At 44.2% G+C, this 21,176-nt stretch carries 17 protein-coding genes; 8 read left to right on the top strand and 9 right to left on the bottom strand.

The features are described 5' to 3' along the window. Nucleotides 1-97: 97 nt before the first annotated feature. The 4 genes from ABS766_RS14420 to ABS766_RS14405 form a co-directional block, all read right to left on the bottom strand. Nucleotides 98-1,009 (bottom strand): FRG domain-containing protein, encoded by a 912-nt coding sequence (locus tag ABS766_RS14420; RefSeq protein WP_408085898.1) that lies wholly within the window; start codon nt 1,007-1,009, stop codon nt 98-100. Between the two features lie 6 nt (nt 1,010-1,015). Beyond that, nucleotides 1,016-1,930 (bottom strand): hypothetical protein, encoded by a 915-nt coding sequence (locus tag ABS766_RS14415; RefSeq protein WP_408085897.1) that lies wholly within the window; start codon nt 1,928-1,930, stop codon nt 1,016-1,018. A gap of 2 nt (nt 1,931-1,932) precedes the next feature. Further along, nucleotides 1,933-2,199: a hypothetical protein gene (locus ABS766_RS14410; protein WP_408085896.1), complete on the bottom strand. Its 267-nt coding sequence runs from the start codon at nt 2,197-2,199 to the stop codon at nt 1,933-1,935. A gap of 135 nt (nt 2,200-2,334) precedes the next feature. Beyond that, nucleotides 2,335-2,658, bottom strand: a complete 324-nt coding sequence (locus ABS766_RS14405) for a hypothetical protein (protein WP_408085895.1) — start codon at nt 2,656-2,658, stop codon at nt 2,335-2,337. Between the two features lie 575 nt (nt 2,659-3,233). On the opposite strand from ABS766_RS14405, the gene ABS766_RS14400 reads away from it, so the two are divergent. Genes ABS766_RS14400 through ABS766_RS14390 form a run of 3 tightly spaced genes read left to right on the top strand, consistent with a single transcriptional unit; the run spans nt 3,234 to nt 10,096 of the window. Next, nucleotides 3,234-6,254, top strand: coding sequence for a SusC/RagA family TonB-linked outer membrane protein (locus ABS766_RS14400; protein ID WP_408085894.1), 3,021 nt, complete (start codon nt 3,234-3,236; stop codon nt 6,252-6,254). Between the two features lie 10 nt (nt 6,255-6,264). Next, the gene (locus tag ABS766_RS14395; protein WP_408085893.1) at nt 6,265-7,632 is read left to right on the top strand and encodes a RagB/SusD family nutrient uptake outer membrane protein; all 1,368 of its coding nucleotides are present in this window, start codon (nt 6,265-6,267) and stop codon (nt 7,630-7,632) included. Continuing rightward, on the top strand, nt 7,619-10,096 hold the full coding sequence (locus ABS766_RS14390) for an alpha/beta hydrolase family protein (protein WP_408085892.1): 2,478 nt from the start codon (nt 7,619-7,621) through the stop codon (nt 10,094-10,096). The genes ABS766_RS14395 and ABS766_RS14390 overlap by 14 nt, the downstream gene beginning before the upstream one ends. Before the next feature lie 10 nt (nt 10,097-10,106). On the opposite strand, the gene ABS766_RS14385 is transcribed toward ABS766_RS14390, so the two are convergent. The 4 genes from ABS766_RS14385 to ABS766_RS14370 all read right to left on the bottom strand — a co-directional run bounded on the left by ABS766_RS14385 (nt 10,107) and on the right by ABS766_RS14370 (nt 13,066). Further along, nucleotides 10,107-10,388: a DUF6520 family protein gene (locus tag ABS766_RS14385; protein WP_408085891.1), complete on the bottom strand. Its 282-nt coding sequence runs from the start codon at nt 10,386-10,388 to the stop codon at nt 10,107-10,109. A gap of 11 nt (nt 10,389-10,399) precedes the next feature. After that, nucleotides 10,400-11,920: a MauE/DoxX family redox-associated membrane protein gene (locus tag ABS766_RS14380; protein ID WP_408085890.1), complete on the bottom strand. Its 1,521-nt coding sequence runs from the start codon at nt 11,918-11,920 to the stop codon at nt 10,400-10,402. Nucleotides 11,921-12,047: 127 nt separating this feature from the next. Beyond that, on the bottom strand, nt 12,048-12,293 hold the full coding sequence (locus ABS766_RS14375; RefSeq protein WP_408085889.1) for a hypothetical protein: 246 nt from the start codon (nt 12,291-12,293) through the stop codon (nt 12,048-12,050). Nucleotides 12,294-12,301: 8 nt separating this feature from the next. After that, entirely contained in the window at nt 12,302-13,066 is a 765-nt protein-coding gene (locus ABS766_RS14370; protein ID WP_408085888.1) for an XRE family transcriptional regulator, read from the bottom strand. Between the two features lie 87 nt (nt 13,067-13,153). Between ABS766_RS14370 and dinB the strand changes: the two genes are divergently transcribed. After that, the gene (gene dinB, locus ABS766_RS14365; protein WP_408085887.1) at nt 13,154-14,308 is read left to right on the top strand and encodes a DNA polymerase IV; all 1,155 of its coding nucleotides are present in this window, start codon (nt 13,154-13,156) and stop codon (nt 14,306-14,308) included. A gap of 2 nt (nt 14,309-14,310) precedes the next feature. Next, complete coding sequence (locus ABS766_RS14360; RefSeq protein ID WP_408085886.1) at nt 14,311-17,388, top strand: DNA polymerase III subunit alpha; 3,078 nt, start codon at nt 14,311-14,313, stop codon at nt 17,386-17,388. Between the two features lie 121 nt (nt 17,389-17,509). Here the strand turns inward: ABS766_RS14360 and ABS766_RS14355 are convergent, their stop codons facing one another. Further along, complete coding sequence (locus ABS766_RS14355; protein WP_408085885.1) at nt 17,510-17,854, bottom strand: winged helix-turn-helix transcriptional regulator; 345 nt, start codon at nt 17,852-17,854, stop codon at nt 17,510-17,512. Nucleotides 17,855-17,960: 106 nt separating this feature from the next. Between ABS766_RS14355 and ABS766_RS14350 the strand changes: the two genes are divergently transcribed. The 3 genes from ABS766_RS14350 (at nt 17,961) to ABS766_RS14340 (ending at nt 21,029) form a co-directional block, all read left to right on the top strand. After that, on the top strand, nt 17,961-18,929 hold the full coding sequence (locus ABS766_RS14350; RefSeq protein ID WP_408085884.1) for an aldo/keto reductase: 969 nt from the start codon (nt 17,961-17,963) through the stop codon (nt 18,927-18,929). A 202-nt stretch (nt 18,930-19,131) separates the two neighbouring features. Continuing rightward, nucleotides 19,132-19,857: a DUF6597 domain-containing transcriptional factor gene (locus ABS766_RS14345; RefSeq protein ID WP_408085883.1), complete on the top strand. Its 726-nt coding sequence runs from the start codon at nt 19,132-19,134 to the stop codon at nt 19,855-19,857. Nucleotides 19,858-19,886: 29 nt separating this feature from the next. Further along, nucleotides 19,887-21,029, top strand: a complete 1,143-nt coding sequence (locus ABS766_RS14340; protein ID WP_408085882.1) for an FAD-dependent oxidoreductase — start codon at nt 19,887-19,889, stop codon at nt 21,027-21,029. Nucleotides 21,030-21,176: the final 147 nt, after the last annotated feature.

Here is a 21,176-nt window from a genome sequence, read left to right as displayed (position 1 = left end):
AGTAGTATTTTAGATTTCTACTTTTAATTTAAAATGTTATAAAAGTCAATGAGTCTTGCCATCTTAGTCATAGTAAGAAGTATTAGTTAAGGAGCAATTATCGATAATATTTTTGATTAAATAATTTTTTAGCATGCATTAATTCCTTTTCGATTTCATCCAGTGGTGGATATAATAATTCATTTGGCATAGGTAGAAAATATTCATCCCAAAAATCTCCATTTGTATTATCCACAAAAAACTTTGCTACCATTCTATTTGCTAAATTATCATCATTACTTTTAGTTGGAAGAACTGGATACTTTCCAACTAAATAGCCCTCCTGATATCTTGGCCTAAGAGCATTAACTGGAACAACATTCTGTAGTTTTATCAATACCATACCCAAATCAACAAAATAAGATATACTTTGAGAAGGATAAGGCAATCCAAATACATATACGTAACCTGTTTCTGAATTGTTTAACGCAAAAGTTGCAGCAACGCGAAGGGATTGAGTAATATCTATAAACGGAGTAGGTAAAATATCATAATGTTGAAACAATGAGTAATAATGTTCATTAAAAAAATGCTTTTTTTTCTTTGTAACTAATGCAACCATATTAGCTAAATCATCATAACGCTTTTGTACCTGAGTTTGCTTAATAGAATGCTTCAATGTGCCATCACTTTTTCTTTCTGGACGGCATATACTCGGATAAATAATGCTTTTTGGAACACGATCTTGATAATAAGCTGCCTGGTTACTTTTATAATCCTTTGTTTGCCCCCTGTAATACATTTCGTAATTTTTATTGCTGAGTGTCACATGAGCTACTTCATCAATCAGTTCCCGAAAAGACTTCACAGGAAAACCTTCACTTGCTCTGACACGGTTAACCGTAGCATCCATTCTCTCCCACGTTAGTCTTGGCTCCATTGTAAAACCAAAAAAACCGCCTTCTGATGGTTTGGGTCGGTAAATCGTTTTCTGGAACGGCGAAAAAAGTTTTCCTTCTATTGGTCGCATAATAAACTATTCCATCTCTTTAAGTTCATCCAAATTTGCAATGCCCAGCTTAGCCAGAATTTCTTTCCGATGTCCATCGAGTTGAACCATTTCAAAACTTTCTTGTTTTCCGTCGAGCTCTACTATAGCATCATTACCAATTATGGTATGATCTTTAATTTTGTAAATAGAACACTCCCCTGCAACATAAAGCCCAAGTTTTTTAGTAGCTTCAGGTGTAATTGCAATATTAAACCCTTGACCTTGCACTCTTACACTTGGGTAAAATATTCCATCGTAACCTCGTTTCACTGCTATTTCCGAAAATATTGCAGAAATCATGTAATCATAATCTCCATTAATTTCTTCTTTAGAAAATTCGTCAGCTAAATAGGTTTGTATAGTTAACGATTTTTCTAATAAATCCGTTGGAACAGACTGACTTGCTTTATTAAATGCTTCTACTAATTCCCGTGTAAAACTGTTAGCGTGATAGTACGAATCTTTATGGATAATTGCCAGCAAATTCAAATCTTCATGTACAATCCATCTACCAAAAGAAATCTTTTTGTAACCCGACTTCTGTTTGTCACGGAGCATTGGTATTGTTTCGGCTACACCTATAACTCTCATATTGTCAAGCTCACCTTGATTCAGTTTTTCGGGTACAGCTGTGGCATAAAACATCGTCTGATAAGGTGTACTTGCTCTTTGGTAAGTTTTATTGTATTCCTGAGGTTTAAAAGAAAAATCTGCTTTCTTTGAATAACGTACATCCTCATTTTCATTAGGCCTTGCTCGCATCAAAGACTTACCTCTATGAAAAGTGATTGACATCGAAGCCATTAAACCAATATTATTAAGTAATCCTCTAATTTCTTGTTCAGGATACGTACTTAGATCCACCTCCTTCAGACCTTTAATAACTTCTTGAATATTCATAATTAATATGTAGTATATAAATGACTGACACAGGTGCCACAAACTGATCTGCCCAGTTCTGCTGCTTTTGCCCGCGCTTGATCTTCATTTAAACATGCCTTTATTTGGCTTATGTTCTCCTCTTTTCTGTTTAGTTTTTCGCAAATTGATACTGCTTTAGCAGTACATGTTTCAGGAGTAAAGTGCCCTGTGAATATATGAGTTTCTTCCGTATCGTTGTATTTAAAAAAAGAATACGCCACTTCTTCGTTATTTCTTTGAATTGCCATAATATAAAATATTTTAGCTTAAAAGTAAGAAACTATTTATATCATAAACACGTAAAAATACCTGTTTTCTCACAACAAGTAATTTCATAAACAAAAAAAGATGCTTTCGCATCCTCTAATAGTCAAAGAAAAACTTTATTTTTTCAGGTGTTTTTGTAATGTTACCTTGCGACTAATTTCATCATTAATTTCCTTTTGAGAAACAGTATTGACAAGTTTGAAAAAATCCTCAATGCTTATATTGAAATAATCACAAATTAAAAATAAATTTTCCAATGTGGTGTTAGGCATAGACTCTTCTCTCCCCGAATTCCAAGACTTACTATATTTTAATGAAATTTCATTATTAAGATACTGTTGAGTCATAGGTTTCCCAGCAATAAGAACTTGAACTCTCAATCTCTTGAAAATTATTCCTACTGCTATTCTATATCTTATATTTTTAATTTGAAAATTCACATAGTAAAATAATTTATAAATTTTAACCAACACAACGACGTATATGTCGTTAAAAATTATTACGTTTGTTTTATTCCTTTCTTAGGAAATTGTAATTTTGCGATACTTCACAATATAAAATGAAGCATTCGCTTTGAATCTCGTTCTCGAAAACTGGTACTTTAAGAACATGCGAGATGATAGGTGTAAATGCTCACGCCATACGGCGTGGGCTCACTTATTCGCATGTAGGTATACCAGTACCTCGAGAACGATAAGTTGAGTTTAAACCCACGCCTCCTTTTTAGGAGTTTCTTCTACACTCTCAGCTTGTATTCTTAGCGCACTTCTTATTTTTTTACTGGGTTTCGCAAACGTTGTAGTGTAACCTTTAACCCGTTTTGCGTATGGTTTAATTTTTTTCATAGTTAAGCAGGCCCGGCCCGTACTGGTATTCCTTTATCTGAGTTAGTTCGAGGAAAGGCCGGGTTTCTTTTTTTACCGGTATACATAAAAATAACCCTCAGACGTCGGCAAACTAACCTGAGGGCTATAGACCAATAAAACCCAAGTTTCATTTAATCTTAACCAATGTTATGAAAATTTTTTCAGTTAACAATGGGCTAAGGGCGCTATTCTATACTGTTATTCTGGCAGCCCTTCCAATCAGTTCCTTAGCCCGGGCACATGCTTCACCAATTTCCGGAGCCTATTTTCAGCAAACTATTTCTGGAACCGTCTCCGATGGCTCAGGCCCCTTGCCGGGTGCGATAATTGTGGTCAAAGGGACAACACGCTCGGTAGCCACTGATCCTGAGGGTGACTATTCCATTGCCGCGAGTGCCGGTGATGTATTGGTATTTTCCTTTACGGGCTTTAAAACTGTTGAGGTAATTGTCGGCTCACAGAGTACGGTAAACATTACCCTTGAGGAAGATGCTTTACAGCTTGAGGAGGTAACCATTAATGCCGGGTATTATAGTGTAACCAAAAAAGAGAGCACCGGTAGCATTGCAAGGGTCACGGCAAAGGACATACAAAACCAGCCTGTGACCAACGTGCTTAGTGCCGTGCAGGGCCGCATGGCAGGTGTCAACATTACCCAGAATTCGGGAACCCCCGGCGGTGGCTATACCATAAGGATAAGGGGAACAAACAGCCTGCGGACAGATGGCAACGCGCCGCTGTATATTATCGACGGGGTGCCCATCTCAGAACAAAATGCCTCAACGCTGGCGGGAGCTATTTTGCCGGGAGGTGCCGTCAATCCGCTGAATGCCATAAACCCCAATGATATTGAAAGCATCGAGGTACTCAAAGATGCCGATGCTACGGCCATTTACGGGTCAAGGGGCGGTAACGGCGTGGTGCTTATCACCACAAAAAGAGGGAAAGCGGGCAAGACCTCCTTTAGCGTGAATTCAAGCTACGGCATAAGCAGCGTAGCTTCGCACATGGACATGATGAATACACAGCAGTATCTGTCGATACGGCGCAGTGCCTTTGCCAATGATAATATCACCGAAATTCCGGATTATGCCTACGATGTAAATGGTACATGGAGCCGGGAGCGTAACACTGACTGGCAAAAGGAACTCATTGGAAGGACCGCCACTACCTCGTCATTGCAGCTGTCCATAAATGGCGGCAACGAGAACACCGGGTTTATCGTAAGTGGCAGCCACAACGAGCAAACCACGGTTTTTTCAGATGATTTTAAGTACAGGACCAGTAACCTTTCCACCAACATACGCCATCACTCGACTGATAATAAATTCCGCATGAACCTCTCCGGGCTGTTTGCAGCACAAAGCAACAATGTGGTCAACGATGACTTTACACGCCAGGCATTATACCTGAGCCCCAACGCGCCACAGCTCTACAACGAGGATGGCTCGCTCAACTGGGAGGATAACACCTTCACCAATCCTGTAGCGGCCTTTGAAAGTAAATACGCCTATGACAGCAAAGGGTTCAATACCAACCTCAACCTGTCCTATGAACTGCTGCCAGCACTCCAGCTAAAACTTAATGGCGGGATAAATTACCTGTCGTTTTCCGAGAAGTCGCTCCGGCCAAGCACTATGTACAATCCGGCGTATGGCTTAACGCCCGCCAATTCCATGGCGTTTAAAGGCACCCAAAACAGGTTTTCCTACCTGCTGGAACCGCAATTGCAGTACGATTTGGGTATCGGGGAGCATGAAGTTGAATTCCTTATCGGGGGTACCTACCAGCAAACCACAAACGATGTGCTGAATGCGGAAGGGTATGGCTTTCAGAGCAATGCCCTGATAAGTAACCTTTCTGCCGCGACCACGCAGGTCGTATCCCAAGACAGCCGGACAGCGTATAAGTATGCCGCCGTATTTGGAAGGGTAAATTACAAATTCAGGCAGCGATACATCCTGAATATTACCGGCAGGCGGGACGGTTCGAGCCGCTTTGGTCCTGAAAATCGTTTTGCAAATTTCGGTGCTGTCGGCGCCGCATGGCTATTCTCACGGGAAGGCTTCTTTGAAGGTTCCTCCTGGCTAAGCCACGGTAAGCTCAGGGGCAGCTACGGCACCACAGGTTCCGACCAGATCGGGGACTATCAGTACCTGGACACCTACCAAGTATCCCCAAACCTCTATGGGAATTATACGGGTCTTTTGCCATCGCGCCTGTACAACCCAAATTTCAGTTGGGAGAAAACCACCAAACTGGAGGCAGCCCTGGAACTTGGCCTCTGGGAAGACCGCCTGAATCTATCGCTGGCGTGGTACCGCAACCACTCCGGCAACCAACTCGTGGGGATTCCGCTGCCGGGTACTACAGGCTTTGCAACAATACTGGCGAACCTGCCGGCAACAGTGGAAAACACGGGTTGGGAAATCGAGGCTTCCTTTGACGTATTGCGCTCCGGTGCATTTAAATGGCAGGCTTCGGTGAACCTGAGTATTCCGCGTAATAAATTGGTCGACTTCCCCGGGCTGGAAGGCTCCACCTATGCCAACCGCTATGTGATCGGGCAGCCGGTATCCATTGTTAAGCTCTATAATTTTGAAGGTATTGACCCGCAGACAGGCCTTTACCGGTTTACCGACCAAAATAGTGACGGAACAATTACCGCTCCCGATGACAACACCGTTACCGAAAATGTAGGGGTGCGCTACTTTGGCGGATTCTCCAACAACCTGTCGTATAAGGGCTGGAACCTGGCCTTCCTTTTCCAATTTGTGAAACAGAAACAGTGGAATTACAACAGTATGATGCCCACACCGGGCAGCATGAACAACCAGCCCGTCGAAGTGGGTAATGTCTGGTCCCCTGAAAACCCTTCGGGAACCTACATGCCCTACACCTCGGGTGCCGACCCCGAAAAAAACCTGCTGCACGGCTATTTTACCGAAAGTACTGCTGCGGTAAGTGACGCTTCGTTTATCCGCCTGAAGAACATACAGCTGAGTTACAGGCTGCCGGTTAAAGGTTTTGCCAGTGAGGCGCTGCTTTACCTGCAGGGCCAGAACCTGCTGACCTTTACCAAATATTTCGGGTTGGATCCCGAGTTTACGCAACTCGGATTCTTACCACCCCTAAAGACCGTTTCGTTCGGGGTACAATTAAATTTTTAAATCAGATAAAATGAAGAATAGTATAAAATTACTGATGATAAGCCTGCTGTTGGTTATTACATCGTGTGAGGAAATGGTTGAGGTGGATATGCCCAACAACCAATTGGGCACAGAGCAGGTTTTCGCAGATGCGCAGACGGCGTATGCTGCCCTTTCCGGCCCGTACAGCGACCTGCGTACGCAGTCACTGCTCTCCGGTAACAATTTTGGAACGGGTGCCTTACTGGGTTCTTATGCCGATGAGCTGGATTGTTATTTCAACGACCTTAACGGCTATGAAGCCATTGCATCCAATACGCAGTTACCCACCAATAGCGTGATACAAACAATATGGAACAATACCTACCGCCAGATATACGCAGCAAATGCGATTATCGCAGGGGCTGAAAATGCCGTTGCGTTATCACAGCCGGACCGGGATCAGGTTATTGGGGAAGCCCTTACCATACGTTCCCTGTTGTATTTTAACCTGCAGCAGCTCTTCGGTGACATTCCGTATACCCGGTCAACCGACTATGAATACAACCGCTCACTGGGTAAAACCGTTTCAGCAGCGGTACTGTCAAACCTTGAAGCCGACCTGAACCAGGCGATAGGATTGTTAAGCGATGCCTATCGTGACCCGGAACGGATCTACCCGAACAGACAGGTAGCAGCAGTGGTACTGCTTAAGGTATACCTGTCGCAACAGCGCTATAGTGAAGCCGAACAGGTAGCACTTCAGATACTGCAATCTCCCAATTATCAGTTCCAGCCGGACATCAGCCAGGTATTCAACGCTGCCGGCAGCCACATCCTCTGGCAGATAAAACCACAATACAGCGGCGACTCTACCCAGGAGGCATCCTTCTACTATTTCGATAATGCCCCGCCCTCGGCCTATGCCTTATCGGAAGGCCTTATTGCCGCCTTTGAACCCGGTGACCTCAGGCGCGACCTTTGGGTGGCGGAAGTTACCGTAGGCGGGCAGCAGTATTACCGACCCTTTAAATACAAGAGCCTCTCCGGCAGCAACACTACCGAATATTCCGTTGTCTTCCGGCTGGAAGAAGTGTACCTGCTGCTCGCGGAAACCCTGGCCATGCAAAACCGGATCAGTGACGCGCTTCCCTACCTGAACGCCACAAGGCTACGCGCAGGGCTTCCAGCGTTGGAGCCTACAAGCCAAACAGCACTGCTCGATGTGATATTGCAGGAGAAACGGTGTGAATTCTTTACCGAACAGGGTATCCGCTTTACCGATCTCAAAAGGAACGGCAGGCTTAGCCAACTCAGTGTGGTAAAGCCGAACTGGGAACCCTACAATAGGGTATGGCCGTATCCCCAGAATGAATTGCTACTTAACCCAAACCTTGCCCCACAAAATGAAAACTATTGATAGCATAAGAATACTACTGATAGCTGCGGCTCTTGTCCTTTTCAGCGGACAGGGTATGGTGGCCCAGGAACGTTATCAGGATATGATAGCGCTTTCGGAAAAGTTCAACTGGTTTGAATCGCTTCAGATGAGCCCTGACGGGGAGCATTGTGCTGTACGGATTGCCTACGAACAAAACCACGACACGCTGGTAGTATTTGGTGCCGGCAGTAAGGCACTTGCGAAAAAAGTGGTCTTCGGGCAATACTATTTTTTGGGACAAGGCCGTATGTTGCTGCCACCTACAGGCGGTAAGGCAGAGTTGTGGGATATGAAGAGGCATCGCAGCCTTTATTTTGATAACACAAGTGAAGTAAAAGCGTTAGGTAAGGACGAAATGTTCGTCATCCGGTACAATAAGGAAAAGCAGGACAGGCTGGAACTCTATGACCGTAACGGGAACGTGTTGGGGTTTGTCGATCACGTGATACAATACGATGTATCCGAAGACAAAGTTGTAGTGGTCAGTAAAGCGGATAGCGATACGGTCTCCAATATCTTCCTGCTGGATCGCAAGGGCGCGGTTCGGGTGCATACGACAAAAAATACGATACAATACGTGTTACCGGGATATGAGGCTTCGGAAGTCCTGATTTTTGAACACGACAGCCGCGGCCTGCCTTTGTTATACTGTATTGCGCAGGGCAAGCAATACCTACTTGGCGATAGCACGCCGGTAACTTTCGATGCCGCTTATGTGCAAAAGACAGGGGTTGACGGCACGTATTTCCTCAAGCTATGGTCAAAGGAAGAAAAAGCTGAAGAGCTTGTCGATATCTGGTACACCAATGACCGGGATCTTGAAAATAAATACGAACATCGCGGCACCGAGCGCTATTACCTTTGGGAACCCCGGAAAAAGGTGGTAAAAGAACTGCCCGGCGGTGAAGGGTGTACGGTACTGAATACCGGAAGCACATATAATATACTTACCTTTGATCGCTTCCGATTTAACAACTATATTGCCAATGTACCTGATATAGAACTCACTATATGCCAAAACGATACATGCAGGCCTATTGACACCTTTGCTCCGGAAATTTATGTATCAGGAAAAGGAAATTATGTGTTGGCGCCTAGGGACGGGCAATGGACACTTTATGATCTGACCGGTGACAAAAGAACAACTTTTGGGAATCAGTCCCTGAAAGCACCTTTCTTCTCAGATGATGAAAGCACCATCTATTTTGGCGGCGAAGGCGGCCTATGGTCCTACGAGATCAAAAAAGCTGTGCTCTCAAAGCTGATTAGTAAAGAAGGGCTGACAGTAGCAATTGTAAACGGAAAAAGCGCCTGGCTCACCAATTATAATTTTTACCAAACTACGCTAAGCACACAAAACGGGCTGCTTTTGAAAGTAACGGATGACAGGACTAAAGTAACCTCCTATGCAAAATACCATAACGGTAATTTGAAGGTTCTAATAGAGCCTACAGAGAACCTGATTACCGATGTACAGTATAATCCGCAGCTCAACAACATCGCTTACCTTGAACAAAATTTTAACCTCCCGCCAAGACTGGTGCATAAAAGGGAAAACAAGGCAGTAAAAGTATACCGTAATGACTGGCAGGATGCCGGGGCTGATAACTTACAACGGAAAATTGTCCGATATCCTGACAGCAAGGGCAACATGATAGAAGGTACACTGTTTTACCCTGCCGGTTATGACCCTGACCAAAGCTATCCGATGGTCGTGTTTATTTATCAGTTACAGGGCTACCGTAAACACAACTACCTGTCACTGTCCTTTAGCGATACAGAAGGGTTTAACACGCGTGCGCTTATCGAGAACGGATACTTTGTTTTCTTTCCGGATATTACTCCCGGAAATGACGGGGCGGGATTTGCGGCGCTGCAGTGTGTGAACAATGCAATGGATGCGCTGGAACCGGTTGCTGCAATAAACAAGCACAAAATCGGGTTGATGGGACACTCTTTCGGTGGGTATGAAACGAACTTCATTGCCACCGAGTCCAAACGGTTCGCGGCCTATGTTTCCGGGTGTGGCAATATTGACATCATACACAACTATCATACCTTTAACATCAACTTTGTACGGCCGTCCTACTGGCGGTATGAAACCCACCAGTTTTACATGAACGGGGCTTTCACTGAAAATAAAGAAGTGTACTATAAAAATAATCCCATCTATAAAGTGGATAAAATAACAGCGCCTATACTCCTGTGGACAGGTCTTGAAGATGAGAATGTAAAATGGGAAGAAACCCGTACCTTCTACAATGCCCTGCGGAGAAACGGCAAAAAAGCAATAGCGCTTTTTTATCCGGGTGAAGGCCATGCATTATTAAGTCCTAAGGCTAATTTTGACTTATCGATACGTATCCTGGAATGGTTTGACTACCATCTGAAAGAAAAGCAGGATATCGAATGGATCAGAAAGGAAATGGAAAAGGGAGCCTAGCTCCCTTTTTTTAATTAATCCTGTAAAGCGATAAGCCGCAGGTCGCATCATTCACCTTTTGCTGAAGGTTATGACTCACATTGTTGGCATCCTTCCATGTGCAAAGTTGAGTGCCCGAAGTCTCGCACTGAACCGAAGTTGCGATACATTTGACTGTCGGGGCAGCATTATTAAAATAGTAACCTTGCATTGGTACCGCTGCTGTATTAACAGGTTTGCTGGTGGCGAAGGCCGCGCCCACGCCTGCTGTAATAACTACAGCCGGTAAAAGAAATCCTCTTAGCGTTTTCATGATCGTAAAAATTAATTGTTTTGCCTACTCTGTTGGTTTTTCGGCTTCCCCCTGTGAAATACCCCGATAGCGTTGCGCAACCGGTAGCGGAGTAGTTCAGTGCCGGACAGCGCATAAAAATACCGGTCCGTCAAAAGCATCTGGGTCATTTTATTTTTACCGCGGTCATTTATAAAAAAACTACCCAAATAGCGTTGTTCATCCGTAGCATAGATATCCACTACGGAAGCGTTATCCCATATTTCACGGGATTCATACTTACCCATAAGGTTGGAGTGGATCAGTAAAACTCCATTATATACCGTCATGTCTTTATTCACCTCTAAAGGCGGCGCCCCCATCTTATAAGTGCCGTCAGGCAATTGGCTTACCTTGACCTGTGCCCGGGAGACCGTATCAATCGTATGAAGCCTGCGTATAAGCTTCAGGTTCCGGTCCATTACCAGGAATTCATTCCGGTAGAAGTAACCGTAAATCAATTCATCGGTGCCACTATCGTGCAACAACAGTCCGTCGGTATCGAAAATCCCGTTAACCTGTTTCTCCAAAAGGTCGTAATGAAGTGACACATTAGGCACCTCTTTTAGAGCTACCGTTCCCAGTATGTTGGTTTTTTCACGGGTGCTGAGTGTTTTGAAAGTGAAGTAATCCGGTGTAATGATTTCCAGTTGGCTAAAGTAAGTATCCATGGCTGTCTTTTTTGCTTCCATAGTATCCAGCAGGCCTTTAAAGATTGCGGGTACGCTGCCGTCATATACAAAGAAGTAAGGGTAATCTACTTTTATTTTAGGGGAACGGAACGGTTGCCGGGGGATATCAAGCCTGATGGTCCTGCTTTGTGCAAGGGAAAAGGAACTGTCAATAATAGTAAGGATATTCGGGGCCGTATAATTACCAAGGTAGATAGTTCCCTCATGGCTTCCCGCAAAATAGTACGAGTTAAATTTCAGGGCATAGGTTTTATCCTCCAGTACCGGATGCTGCAAAAATCGGCGGGTAAAATTGTTTTGGTGTTTAATGATATGCTCCGAAGAAAGGAACAATACAACGACCAAAATGGTACCTGTCAGGATGCTTAATAAAGGAAACAATACAGTCCCCGGCAATTGCTTACGTCCTGGCGGACGGCTTAGTAGCAGGGCAGTAAGCGCCAACAGTACAAAAACGATGTTGAATATAAGATGCTCGGCCCACCCCATTTTCTCCAATATCCCTCCGCAGGAACAGGGAATAAAGTCGCTATAATTCAGTATGAGGTAAATGTAAACGGTGAATGCGCTCATCAGCCCCAGCGCCATGTAAAGCCCCAAGTTCCTAAGGGCAGGTTTCCATAGCAGGAAGACAATGCCATACTCAATCCCTATGACAGCCGGTGCAATAACCCCGGCATAGGCGCTTAATAAGGGGGATTGGGCGATCTGTACCCGGAAATTACTGAAGTCCAGTAATTTTGATGTGGCCGCATAAATGAAGAGGAGGGCGTACAGCAGACAAACGGCAAGTATCGTATTTTGTTTAAGTGAAGTTTTCATCTCCCTGGCATATTTTGTTATATGCAAGGTAGGTGCTGTTACAGTAAAAATACTGAGCTAAACCAAGCCAATATTACTCAAATACAGTTATTTAAGAATTAAAGTTGGTATGGCATTATAGCAGGAGTTATAGGAGTGTTACCATCCCCGACAGTGCTTCCTGGCTTAAAAATGAAGAGATAAAAGTAATGGTATCTTCCTTTTTTATGGAAAGCGTGGTAAAATAATGAATATAAAAATCTTCCCCATCATCATCGAAATGGATGATATCGGTAAAAGACTGTGCAATGAGGCTTCCTGTAAGCCTGCGTATTTTTCGTTCGGTAGCCGCATCAATATCTTTCGGTACCCTGAGGCGTATAGTGATAGTCATCAATTGGTCTATTGTAAATGCTTCAACGCTTTTATCTCATTACGGAGGCTGTTAAACATATCGCGGATGCTTTGCGGTTCAAGGCTGTCCGGCTCAAATTCGTTGGTAGCAATGCTACAGGCATACTCCCAAATTTCCAGGACTTCCGAAGCCCTTACCGAGTACGGCTCATAAAAGGAGTTGTCGGAACTCAGTACCAGGCTGTTCCTGCCGTTCTTATTCAGGCGTTTGTATACGATTCCCTCGTTTTTGGTCAACAGGATATAGGTCCTGCCGTCGCGTACTTCCCCAAGGCTCTCCACATACCTGCCGATAATAAAGGAGCCGTCCCTGTGGGGCGGCATAGAGTCACCGGACACGGGAAAAGCCCTGAACTTTCCGTTTTTAAGGAAAGGCAATGAAATTTGTTGCAGGCCTTCGATGAATTCGGGGTCACTATAGCCATTAAGATACCCGGCTTTTGCTTTTTGAGGGATGATCTCTATCGTATTTTCACCGCCAGCGTCTATCGTGATGGGCAATAATATGCGGTTGTCCTCCAGTTGCAGCAGCCCATCCATATCGATCTTGCGCAGGTCGACATTCAGCAGCAGGTCGATGCTTACGTGGTAAAACTTAGATATTCGTTTCAGTATATCATAGGGCGCTTCAGACGTCCCGGACTCATACTTTACATAGCGTGCACGCGCGATTAGCAGCGCTGTGGCAAGCTTTTCCTGGGAAATGTTCTTTTGGATTCTCAGGAACCTGATGTTGTCGGAAAATAAAGACATAGACGATTTGTTGCTATTTGGAACAACAAATATATATAATTTTGTTCTAATCTGGTCTAATTTTGTTCGGTACTAAATGCTATGATTATGGAACGCTCGGTGGTACATATGGACCTTGATACATTTTTTGTTTCCTGTGTAAGGCTGCAAAACAGCGCCTTAGAAGGTATTCCCCTGATTGTCGGCGGTGGTGACCGCGGCGTGGTGGCTTCCTGTTCCTATGAAGCCCGGAAGTTTGGCGTACATTCCGCAATGCCGATAAAAATGGCATTGAGGCTGTGCCCTGAGGCGAAAATCGTAAAGGGCGATATGGAATTGTTTTCCCGCTATTCCAATACCGTTTCAGAAATTATAGAGCAGCGGGCACCGGTCATGGAAAAAGCCTCTATCGATGAATTTTACCTCGATATCACCGGCATGGATAAGTTTCATGGCTCCTATAAATGGACTAATGAACTTTCCGCTACCATCACCCGTGAAACCGGCCTGCCGATCAGCTTTGCCCTGTCGGTAAATAAAACGGTATCCAAAATTGCAACCGGGGAAGGCAAACCCAAAGGCAACCTGGAAATACCACAGCCCATGGTACAGCAGTTTTTAAATCCCTTATCGATCCGGAAAATACCGATGGTCGGTGATGCGACCTTTAAATTACTGTCCCGTATCGCCATCCGCAACATACAGACCCTGGCCGAAATGCCCGTAAATGTGCTGCAGGAGATGATTGGGAAGAACGGTATTGAATTGTGGAAGAAAGCCAACGGTATCGACAATACACCGGTGGAGCCGTATCGGGAACGTAAATCCCTATCAACCGAAGATACCTTTCATCAGGATACTACCGATATGGTCTTCCTGCGGTCCGTGCTTTGCACCATGGTGGAAAAATTAGCCTATCAGCTCCGTAGCGAGGGATGGCTTACCTCAAATGTTACCGTAAAGATCCGGTATTCCAATTTCGATACCGAGACGCGGCAGGTCACCCTTGCGTATACCTCGTCCGACCATACGCTCACTAAAGCCGTACTCGAAGCTTTCGGGAAACTCTACCAGCGCCGTATGAGCCTGCGCCTTGTAGGGGTACGCTTCAGCAAACTGGTGCGTGGCTCCTACCAGATCAACCTGTTTGAGGATACCCAGGAAATGATGTCCCTATATCAGGCGATGGATAAGATCAAAAACCGTTTTGGTGCTAACGCGGTAATGCGTGGCAGCGGTATCTTTCAATCAAAAGTGCTATAAGTATGTACCTTAACTGCCATTCTTTTCACAGCCTGCGTTATGGTACCATTCCGGTCAGCGAGCTGGTAGCCCAGGGAAAAAGACTTGGTGTTACGGCTATGGCGCTTACGGACATCAACACGGTGACCGGGATTTACGAGTTTTACAAAGCCTGTAAGGATGCGGATATAAAGCCCCTGGTCGGTATGGAATTCCGGGAGGGGCACAAACTGCTGTATGTCGCCCTTGCAAAGAGCCGTCCCGGGATTGGGGAGGTCAACCGATATCGCACCAAATACAACCTGGAAGGTTTGCCCATGCCTTCCATTGCACCCGGTTTTAAGGAGGTAGTTGTGATTTATCCTGTTGAGAAGGTACCCGATACGCTGAGAGAGTTTGAATTTATAGGCATCCGCCCTGAAAACCTCTCGCTCCTGATCCGCCCCGAATGGAAAAACAGGCTTTCTAAAATGGTGGTGCTGCAACCGGTAACCTTTCGCAGCAAAACCGAATACAACCTGCACCGGATATTGCGGGCTATTGACCTCAACACGCTGGGAAGCAAACTAACCCCTTCTGACTATTGCGGTGCGGATGAGCAGATGGCGCCCCCGGAAGAGATCATGGTACGTTACAGCCAATACCCGCAGATAATAGAAAATACGTTTGCCCTTATCAACAACTGCCATTTTGAGTACCAGTTCGGCGTGCCCAGGAATAAAAAACACTACACAGCCAACCGTGACACCGACCTCGAATTACTGACCAGCCTGGCACATCAGGGGCTGGCAAAACGCTATGGCACCGGTAATACTGCAGCGCGGGTACGGGTGGAAAAAGAGTTGGCGGTAATCCATCAACTGGAATTCAGCGGTTATTTTCTGATTACATGGGATATTATCCGCTACAGCAATTCGATGGGATTCCTGCATATCGGACGTGGCAGCGGAGCCAATAGCATTATAGCCTACTGCCTCGGTGTTACCGATATCTGCCCCCTGGAACTGGATCTGTATTTTGAGCGCTTTTTGAACCTGAACCGTAAAAGCGCGCCGGATTTTGATATTGACTGGTCCTGGAAGGAGCGCGATGTGATACTGGACTACATCTTCAGGCGCTATGGTGCCGACCATGTTGCCTTTTGCGGCACGAATGTCGAATTCAAATACAAATCCATTTTCCGGGAAGTAGGTAAAGTCTTCGGCCTCCAGAAAGAGGAATTGGATGCCTTATCGGGTACGGCCATGGACCAGCACGATAAAAATGAGGTGGTCCGGCTGGTGCACCGCTATGGGATGATGATGGAGAAATACCCAAATCAGCGCTCAATGCACTCCTGTGGCATCCTGATTTCTGAAGACCCGATAACGGATTTCACGGCCTTGGAAATGCCGCCTAAGGGCCTCCCAATAGTACAGTTTGATATGCATGTGGCGGAAGAGATCGGCTTTGATAAGTTCGACATCCTCTCCCAAAGGGGGATTGGGCATATTGATGATGCGGTGAAGCTCATCAAAAAAAACCGTGGCATTGCCGTGGATATCAGGGATACTTCCCTTTCAAAAGACGAAGCGGCGTGCAATGAGTACCTGGGCCGAGGAAAAACGATTGGGTGCTTCTATATTGAAAGCCCTGCCATGCGGGGGCTTTTGCGGCGATTGAAATGCAACAATTATAAAGTATTGGTAGCCGCTTCGTCGATTATCCGCCCCGGCGTGGCCCAAAGCGGGATGATGAAGGAGTATATCTTCCGCCATAATTATCCAGACAAGTTTGAATACTTCCATCCGGTTTTCCAGGAGCAGCTGGGTGAAACCTATGGTATTATGGTCTATCAGGAGGATGTGATCAAGATCGCCTTGCATTACGGCGGGCTGGCAGCAACCGATGGGGATATCCTGCGCAGGGCCATGAGCGGCAAGGGACGTTCCAAAGCAGCCCTGCAACGGGTTAAGGACAACTTTTTCGCTTCCTGCGCGGCTAAAGGGCATCCCGAGCAATTAAGTATAGAGATTTATCGCCAGATCGAATCCTTTGCAGGGTACTCGTTCTGTAAGGCACATTCGGCATCCTATGCCGTGGAAAGTTACCAGAGCCTGTACCTCAAAGTGCATTATCCTATTGAATTCATGGTCGCGGTTATCAACAACCAGGGGGGATTTTACCGTACCGAAGTGTATGTCCATGAGGCGCGGATGTCAGGTGCTGCGATCCATAATCCCTGCGTAAACAAGAGCGAGGTAGAAACTACGTTGTACGGCAGGGATATTTATTTGGGCTTCATGCACCTACAGGGGTTGCAGGGGGAGGTTGCAAAGTGTATTGTGGAGGAACGCCTGGCTAACGGGCAATACGCTTCGTTGGAAGATTTCATCAAGCGTGTGCCTATCGGGATCGAAGGGTTGCAACTGCTTATTTATATCGGGGCATTCCGCTCTACAGGTAAAAATAAAAATGAGCTTTTGGTTACTGCCCGCCGCATCATGATGAGCTTTAAGCCGGAGCACCGCCAGCCACAGCTGCTTCCTGAGCCTGTACGGGACTATAAACTGCCGGAACTGAAACGCTCCCCTTTTGAAGATGCTTTTGATGAGATTGAACTCTTAGGCTTTCCGGTATCGGTTACGCCCTTCAATCTCTTAAAGACCAGTTACCGTGGTGATGTTATGGCATGCGATTTGGTGCACTACCATAAGAAGCAGGTAAAGATGCTGGCGTACCTGGTATCCCGCAAGCATGTACCTACCAAAATGGGCGCCATGTATTTCGGCACATGGATTGATGCTAACGGGGAATTTTTTGATACAGCCCATTTTACAGGTAGCCTGAAGGAATATCCTTTTAAGGGTGGTGGCTGTTATTTATTGTTGGGTACCGTGGAAGTGGATTATCATTTTCCGACCATTACCATATCTAAAATGGAAAAGATGCCTTTTATTGCCGATCCGCGCTACAGGGAGACCGATGCCGAAAGTACGCGTACACAGGAAAAATTAAGAGAGGATGTTTCCATGACACACCGTGCCCCATACCCGCAGGAACAGGAGATAGGTTTGCCGAGGCATAAAATGAATCCCGCACAAGAGAAAAAAGCAGGATGAAAGAGAAAGCTGGTAAAAGGAAATATGGACTTCAGACCTGGAGCGACTACAACCACTGAAAATAACAGCTACGCCATTCTTTAGCGATGCTAATCTTTCTAACCTCTCCAATATTATGATATTAAAGAATTGCCTTTTCTAATTCTTCTCTATTTTCTTCACCCCATTGTGCCGTCGATTTTATAATAGGAATCAATGACTCACCTAGTTTAGTTAAGCCATATTCGACTTTAGGAGGTTTCACCTCGTAAATTTTCTTTGTAAGGATTCCGTGCTTTAACAGTTGATTTAACTGCGTCTCTAATACTCTTCTGGATGCATCTGGTATTTTTCTCTGTAGTTCGCTTGGCCGGACACTCCCATTATAAATATTCCAGATCAAACTGATTTTCCATTTTCCGCTTAAAATCTCAATAAATAAATGAAGCCCGCACGCTACAGTCACCGGTGTTTTTCTTTCATACATAGCAAATGATTTACATACAAATATAACAATAATGATACGGACAAATTTCTCCGTACTTGACTTAAAGTCCTAATGCCTGTATTTTTGAAAAAATAAAAATATTACTATGAAATATAAATTATTTGGTTCAAAAACAGGCCTGTACTCCAGTGAGATTATCTTGGGAGCTGCAAATTTTGGAACCCGTAAAGGCTATGGGGCAAGTCCTGAGGAATCCAAACAAATACTTACTGCCTATAAAGAAGCAGGAGGGAATTTTATCGATATTTCGGATTTGTACCAATTTGGTGAAGCAGAGGAAATAGTAGGAGAATTTTTAAAAGGTCAGCGAACCAATTTTATCGTCTGCTCGAAGTATACAAAAAGCAGTGAAATAAATCCTGCAAGAAGTAATTATGGGAATCATCGTAAATCTATGAAGCAGGCTGTTGAAGCAAGCTTGAAGCGGTTAAGAACTGATTACATTGATATTTATATGCCTCACTTTGATGATGGGGTCACACCATTAGACGAAATTATAAGAGGCTTAGAAGATTTAGTGAAAGAAGGAAAAATTATATACACCGGGTTGACCAATTTTCCTGCTTGGAAAGCATCATCTATTGCAAGCGCAACAAAATTAACGGCACTTCAGATCGAATACAACCTATTGGAGCGAACGCCCGATCGTGAATTGATTCCTATGGCACAGGAGTTCGGATTGGGAATCATGATGTATTCGCCAATGGCAGGTGGCTTGCTTACCGGCAAATACAGAAATGGAGAACCAGGACGTATTACCATGGGCCAAAAATCTAATTACAAAGAAGATGAAAAAACAGGGGCAATAATTGATGAATTGATCTTAATTTCTAAAGATGTTGACGCAACGCCGGGCCAAGTGGCATTTGCCTGGGTCTTATCAAAAGATGCGTTTCCTCTAATTGGTGCACGTAAACTTTCGCATTTTGAGGATAGCTTAAAGGCAACAGCAGTACAGCTAACCGGGGAACACCTTTCTAGGCTGGATAAATTAAGTGCCATAGCATTGGGGTATCCTCATGATTTGCTGGCGACAGTGAGAGGATCAATCTAGGAATAGAGGAAATACCTTTTGAATTATTCAGGCGATGAGCTATATTTACCGTTCAGGACACGCAGTATAACAAAGCAATAGCGGCAATCGCCCTGAAATACGTATCGCTCTTATACTTCACCGTTAGTGCAATGGTAAAGAGACCTAACCGACAAAACAACGACAGAAATTGAATAGTAACCAGATCAGATACCAATGTGTAATGCCCGACAAACCACTACTTGACTTTGTAGATAGTTTTTGGATGTTACACAATCCAGATGACAGCGACAAGCAAGTCGTAATTTTACCAGATGGCAGAGTAGATGTGTTTTTTTCGGAATCTGCCACTGAATCTTTCCACGTTACCGTTTTAGGGATAGGGACAACTCCAGAGCAAGCTACCATTAAGGCTGACCGGAAAACTTTTGCTATAAGCTTTAAACCACTTGCGACAGAATACATCTTAAAGATGAGTGTTTCAGATTTATTAAATAAAGGAGCAAACCTGCCAAAAAATTTTTGGGGGTTTAGCACAATAGATTTGGAGGATTTTGATTTATTCTGCAAAAAAGCGACCCGGCATATTAAAGCACTTTTGCCAAAAGAACCTGACTGCAGGAAACAAAAACTTTTTGACTTACTATTCAGCTCAAACGGAGCGCTTTCCGTTGGTGAACTTGCCGAAAAAGTATCTTGGAGTAGCAGGCAAATCAACCGTTATTTCAATCGTCACTATGGTATTTCCTTAAAAGCTTATTGCAATATTCTTCGGTTTAGAGCATCCTTTCAGCAAATTAAAGATGGCAGGCTTTTCCCTGAGCAAAACTTTGCTGACCAGGCCCATTTTATTAAAGAAGTAAAACGGCTGGCAGGTGTGAACCCTAAGCAACTGGCACAAAATCAAAACGACCGATTTATACAATTTTCAACCCTGCATAACCAATAATTTTGAACCGTAATTAAAATTTTACGGTAATGAATATTAAAGAGAAAAAAATTGCGATTGTTGGTGGTGGCCCAGGCGGCTTAACATTGGCAAGGCTTTTACAACAGGAGGGGCTCAACATAACAGTGTACGAAAGGGATGTAAATAAAGATGCAAGAGTACAAGGTGCCAATCTGGACTTACACGAAGAATCGGGCTTAGCAGCACTTAAAAAAGCAAATCTTTTAGATGCCTTTTACGCTAATTACCTGCCTGATGCCGGAAAACTGAGGATTATGGACAACAGGGGAAAGATTTATTTGGATGATCATACAGAGGAGCATATTGCTGAACATCGGCCGGAGATTGACAGAGGGCCTTTAAGGAAGATTTTATTGGAATCATTACAACCGGAAACTGTAATCTGGGACAGTCAATTCATTTCGATGGAACATAAAAATGACGGCTGGGAACTACATTTCAGGAACGGTAAAAAGTATTATGCCGACATTGTAATTGGAGCAGATGGAGCCAATTCGAAAATACGGCCCTATTTAAGTGACATAAAACCGATTTATTCAGGTGTCACTATTATTGAAGGCAATATTTATGAGGCACAGAAAAATGCACCTAATCTTTTCAACCTGCTCAAAGGCGGAAAAATATTTGCATTTGGAAATGAGCAATCCATAATTTTAAGCTCAAAAGGTGACGGAAGTATTGCCTTTTATACCGGCGAAAAAGTAGATTCCAATTGGGTGAAGGAAAGCGGAATTGATTTTGAAAATCTGGCAGATGTCAAAAAGTGGTTCGAAACTAATTTTTCAGATTGGGATAGCATCTATCATGAACTATTTGCAACCGATAAGATGAGTATTGTGCCACGACCGCTATTCCATTATACGCCTGACCAATATTGGACAACGCTAAACAATTTAACTATTATTGGAGATGCAGCCCATCGAATGCCCCCGTATGCCGGCGAAGGTGTAAATATGGCTATGCTTGATGCCTTGGAGTTAAGCGAAGAGCTTCTACGCAACGAAAATATAAAATTAGCTATAGCAAATTATGAAAGCAAAATGTTTGAAAGATTAAAAGAAGTTACAGCGATGACTATGCAAAATACAGTTGAATTCCACCAACAAGACAGCTTGCAATACATTCTTGATATGTTTAACAATTTTAATTAATGAAGGATTGAACCTCAACAAATATAGCGTGGAATAATGTGCAGGGTGGAAATGGGTATATTCCCCCGCCGTACTAATAATATTTACAATAACCGGTTTCAGACTATTAAGGAATAAGAAGTTATTAAACATTTGAGATCTTGTTGA

It is taken from the genome of Flavobacterium rhizosphaerae (assembly GCF_046000445.1).
In the GTDB taxonomy this organism is placed as follows: domain Bacteria; phylum Bacteroidota; class Bacteroidia; order Flavobacteriales; family Flavobacteriaceae; genus Flavobacterium; species Flavobacterium rhizosphaerae.
The sequence above is the reverse complement of the archived record's forward strand: the minus strand, read 5'-3'. Positions and strand labels throughout refer to the sequence as shown.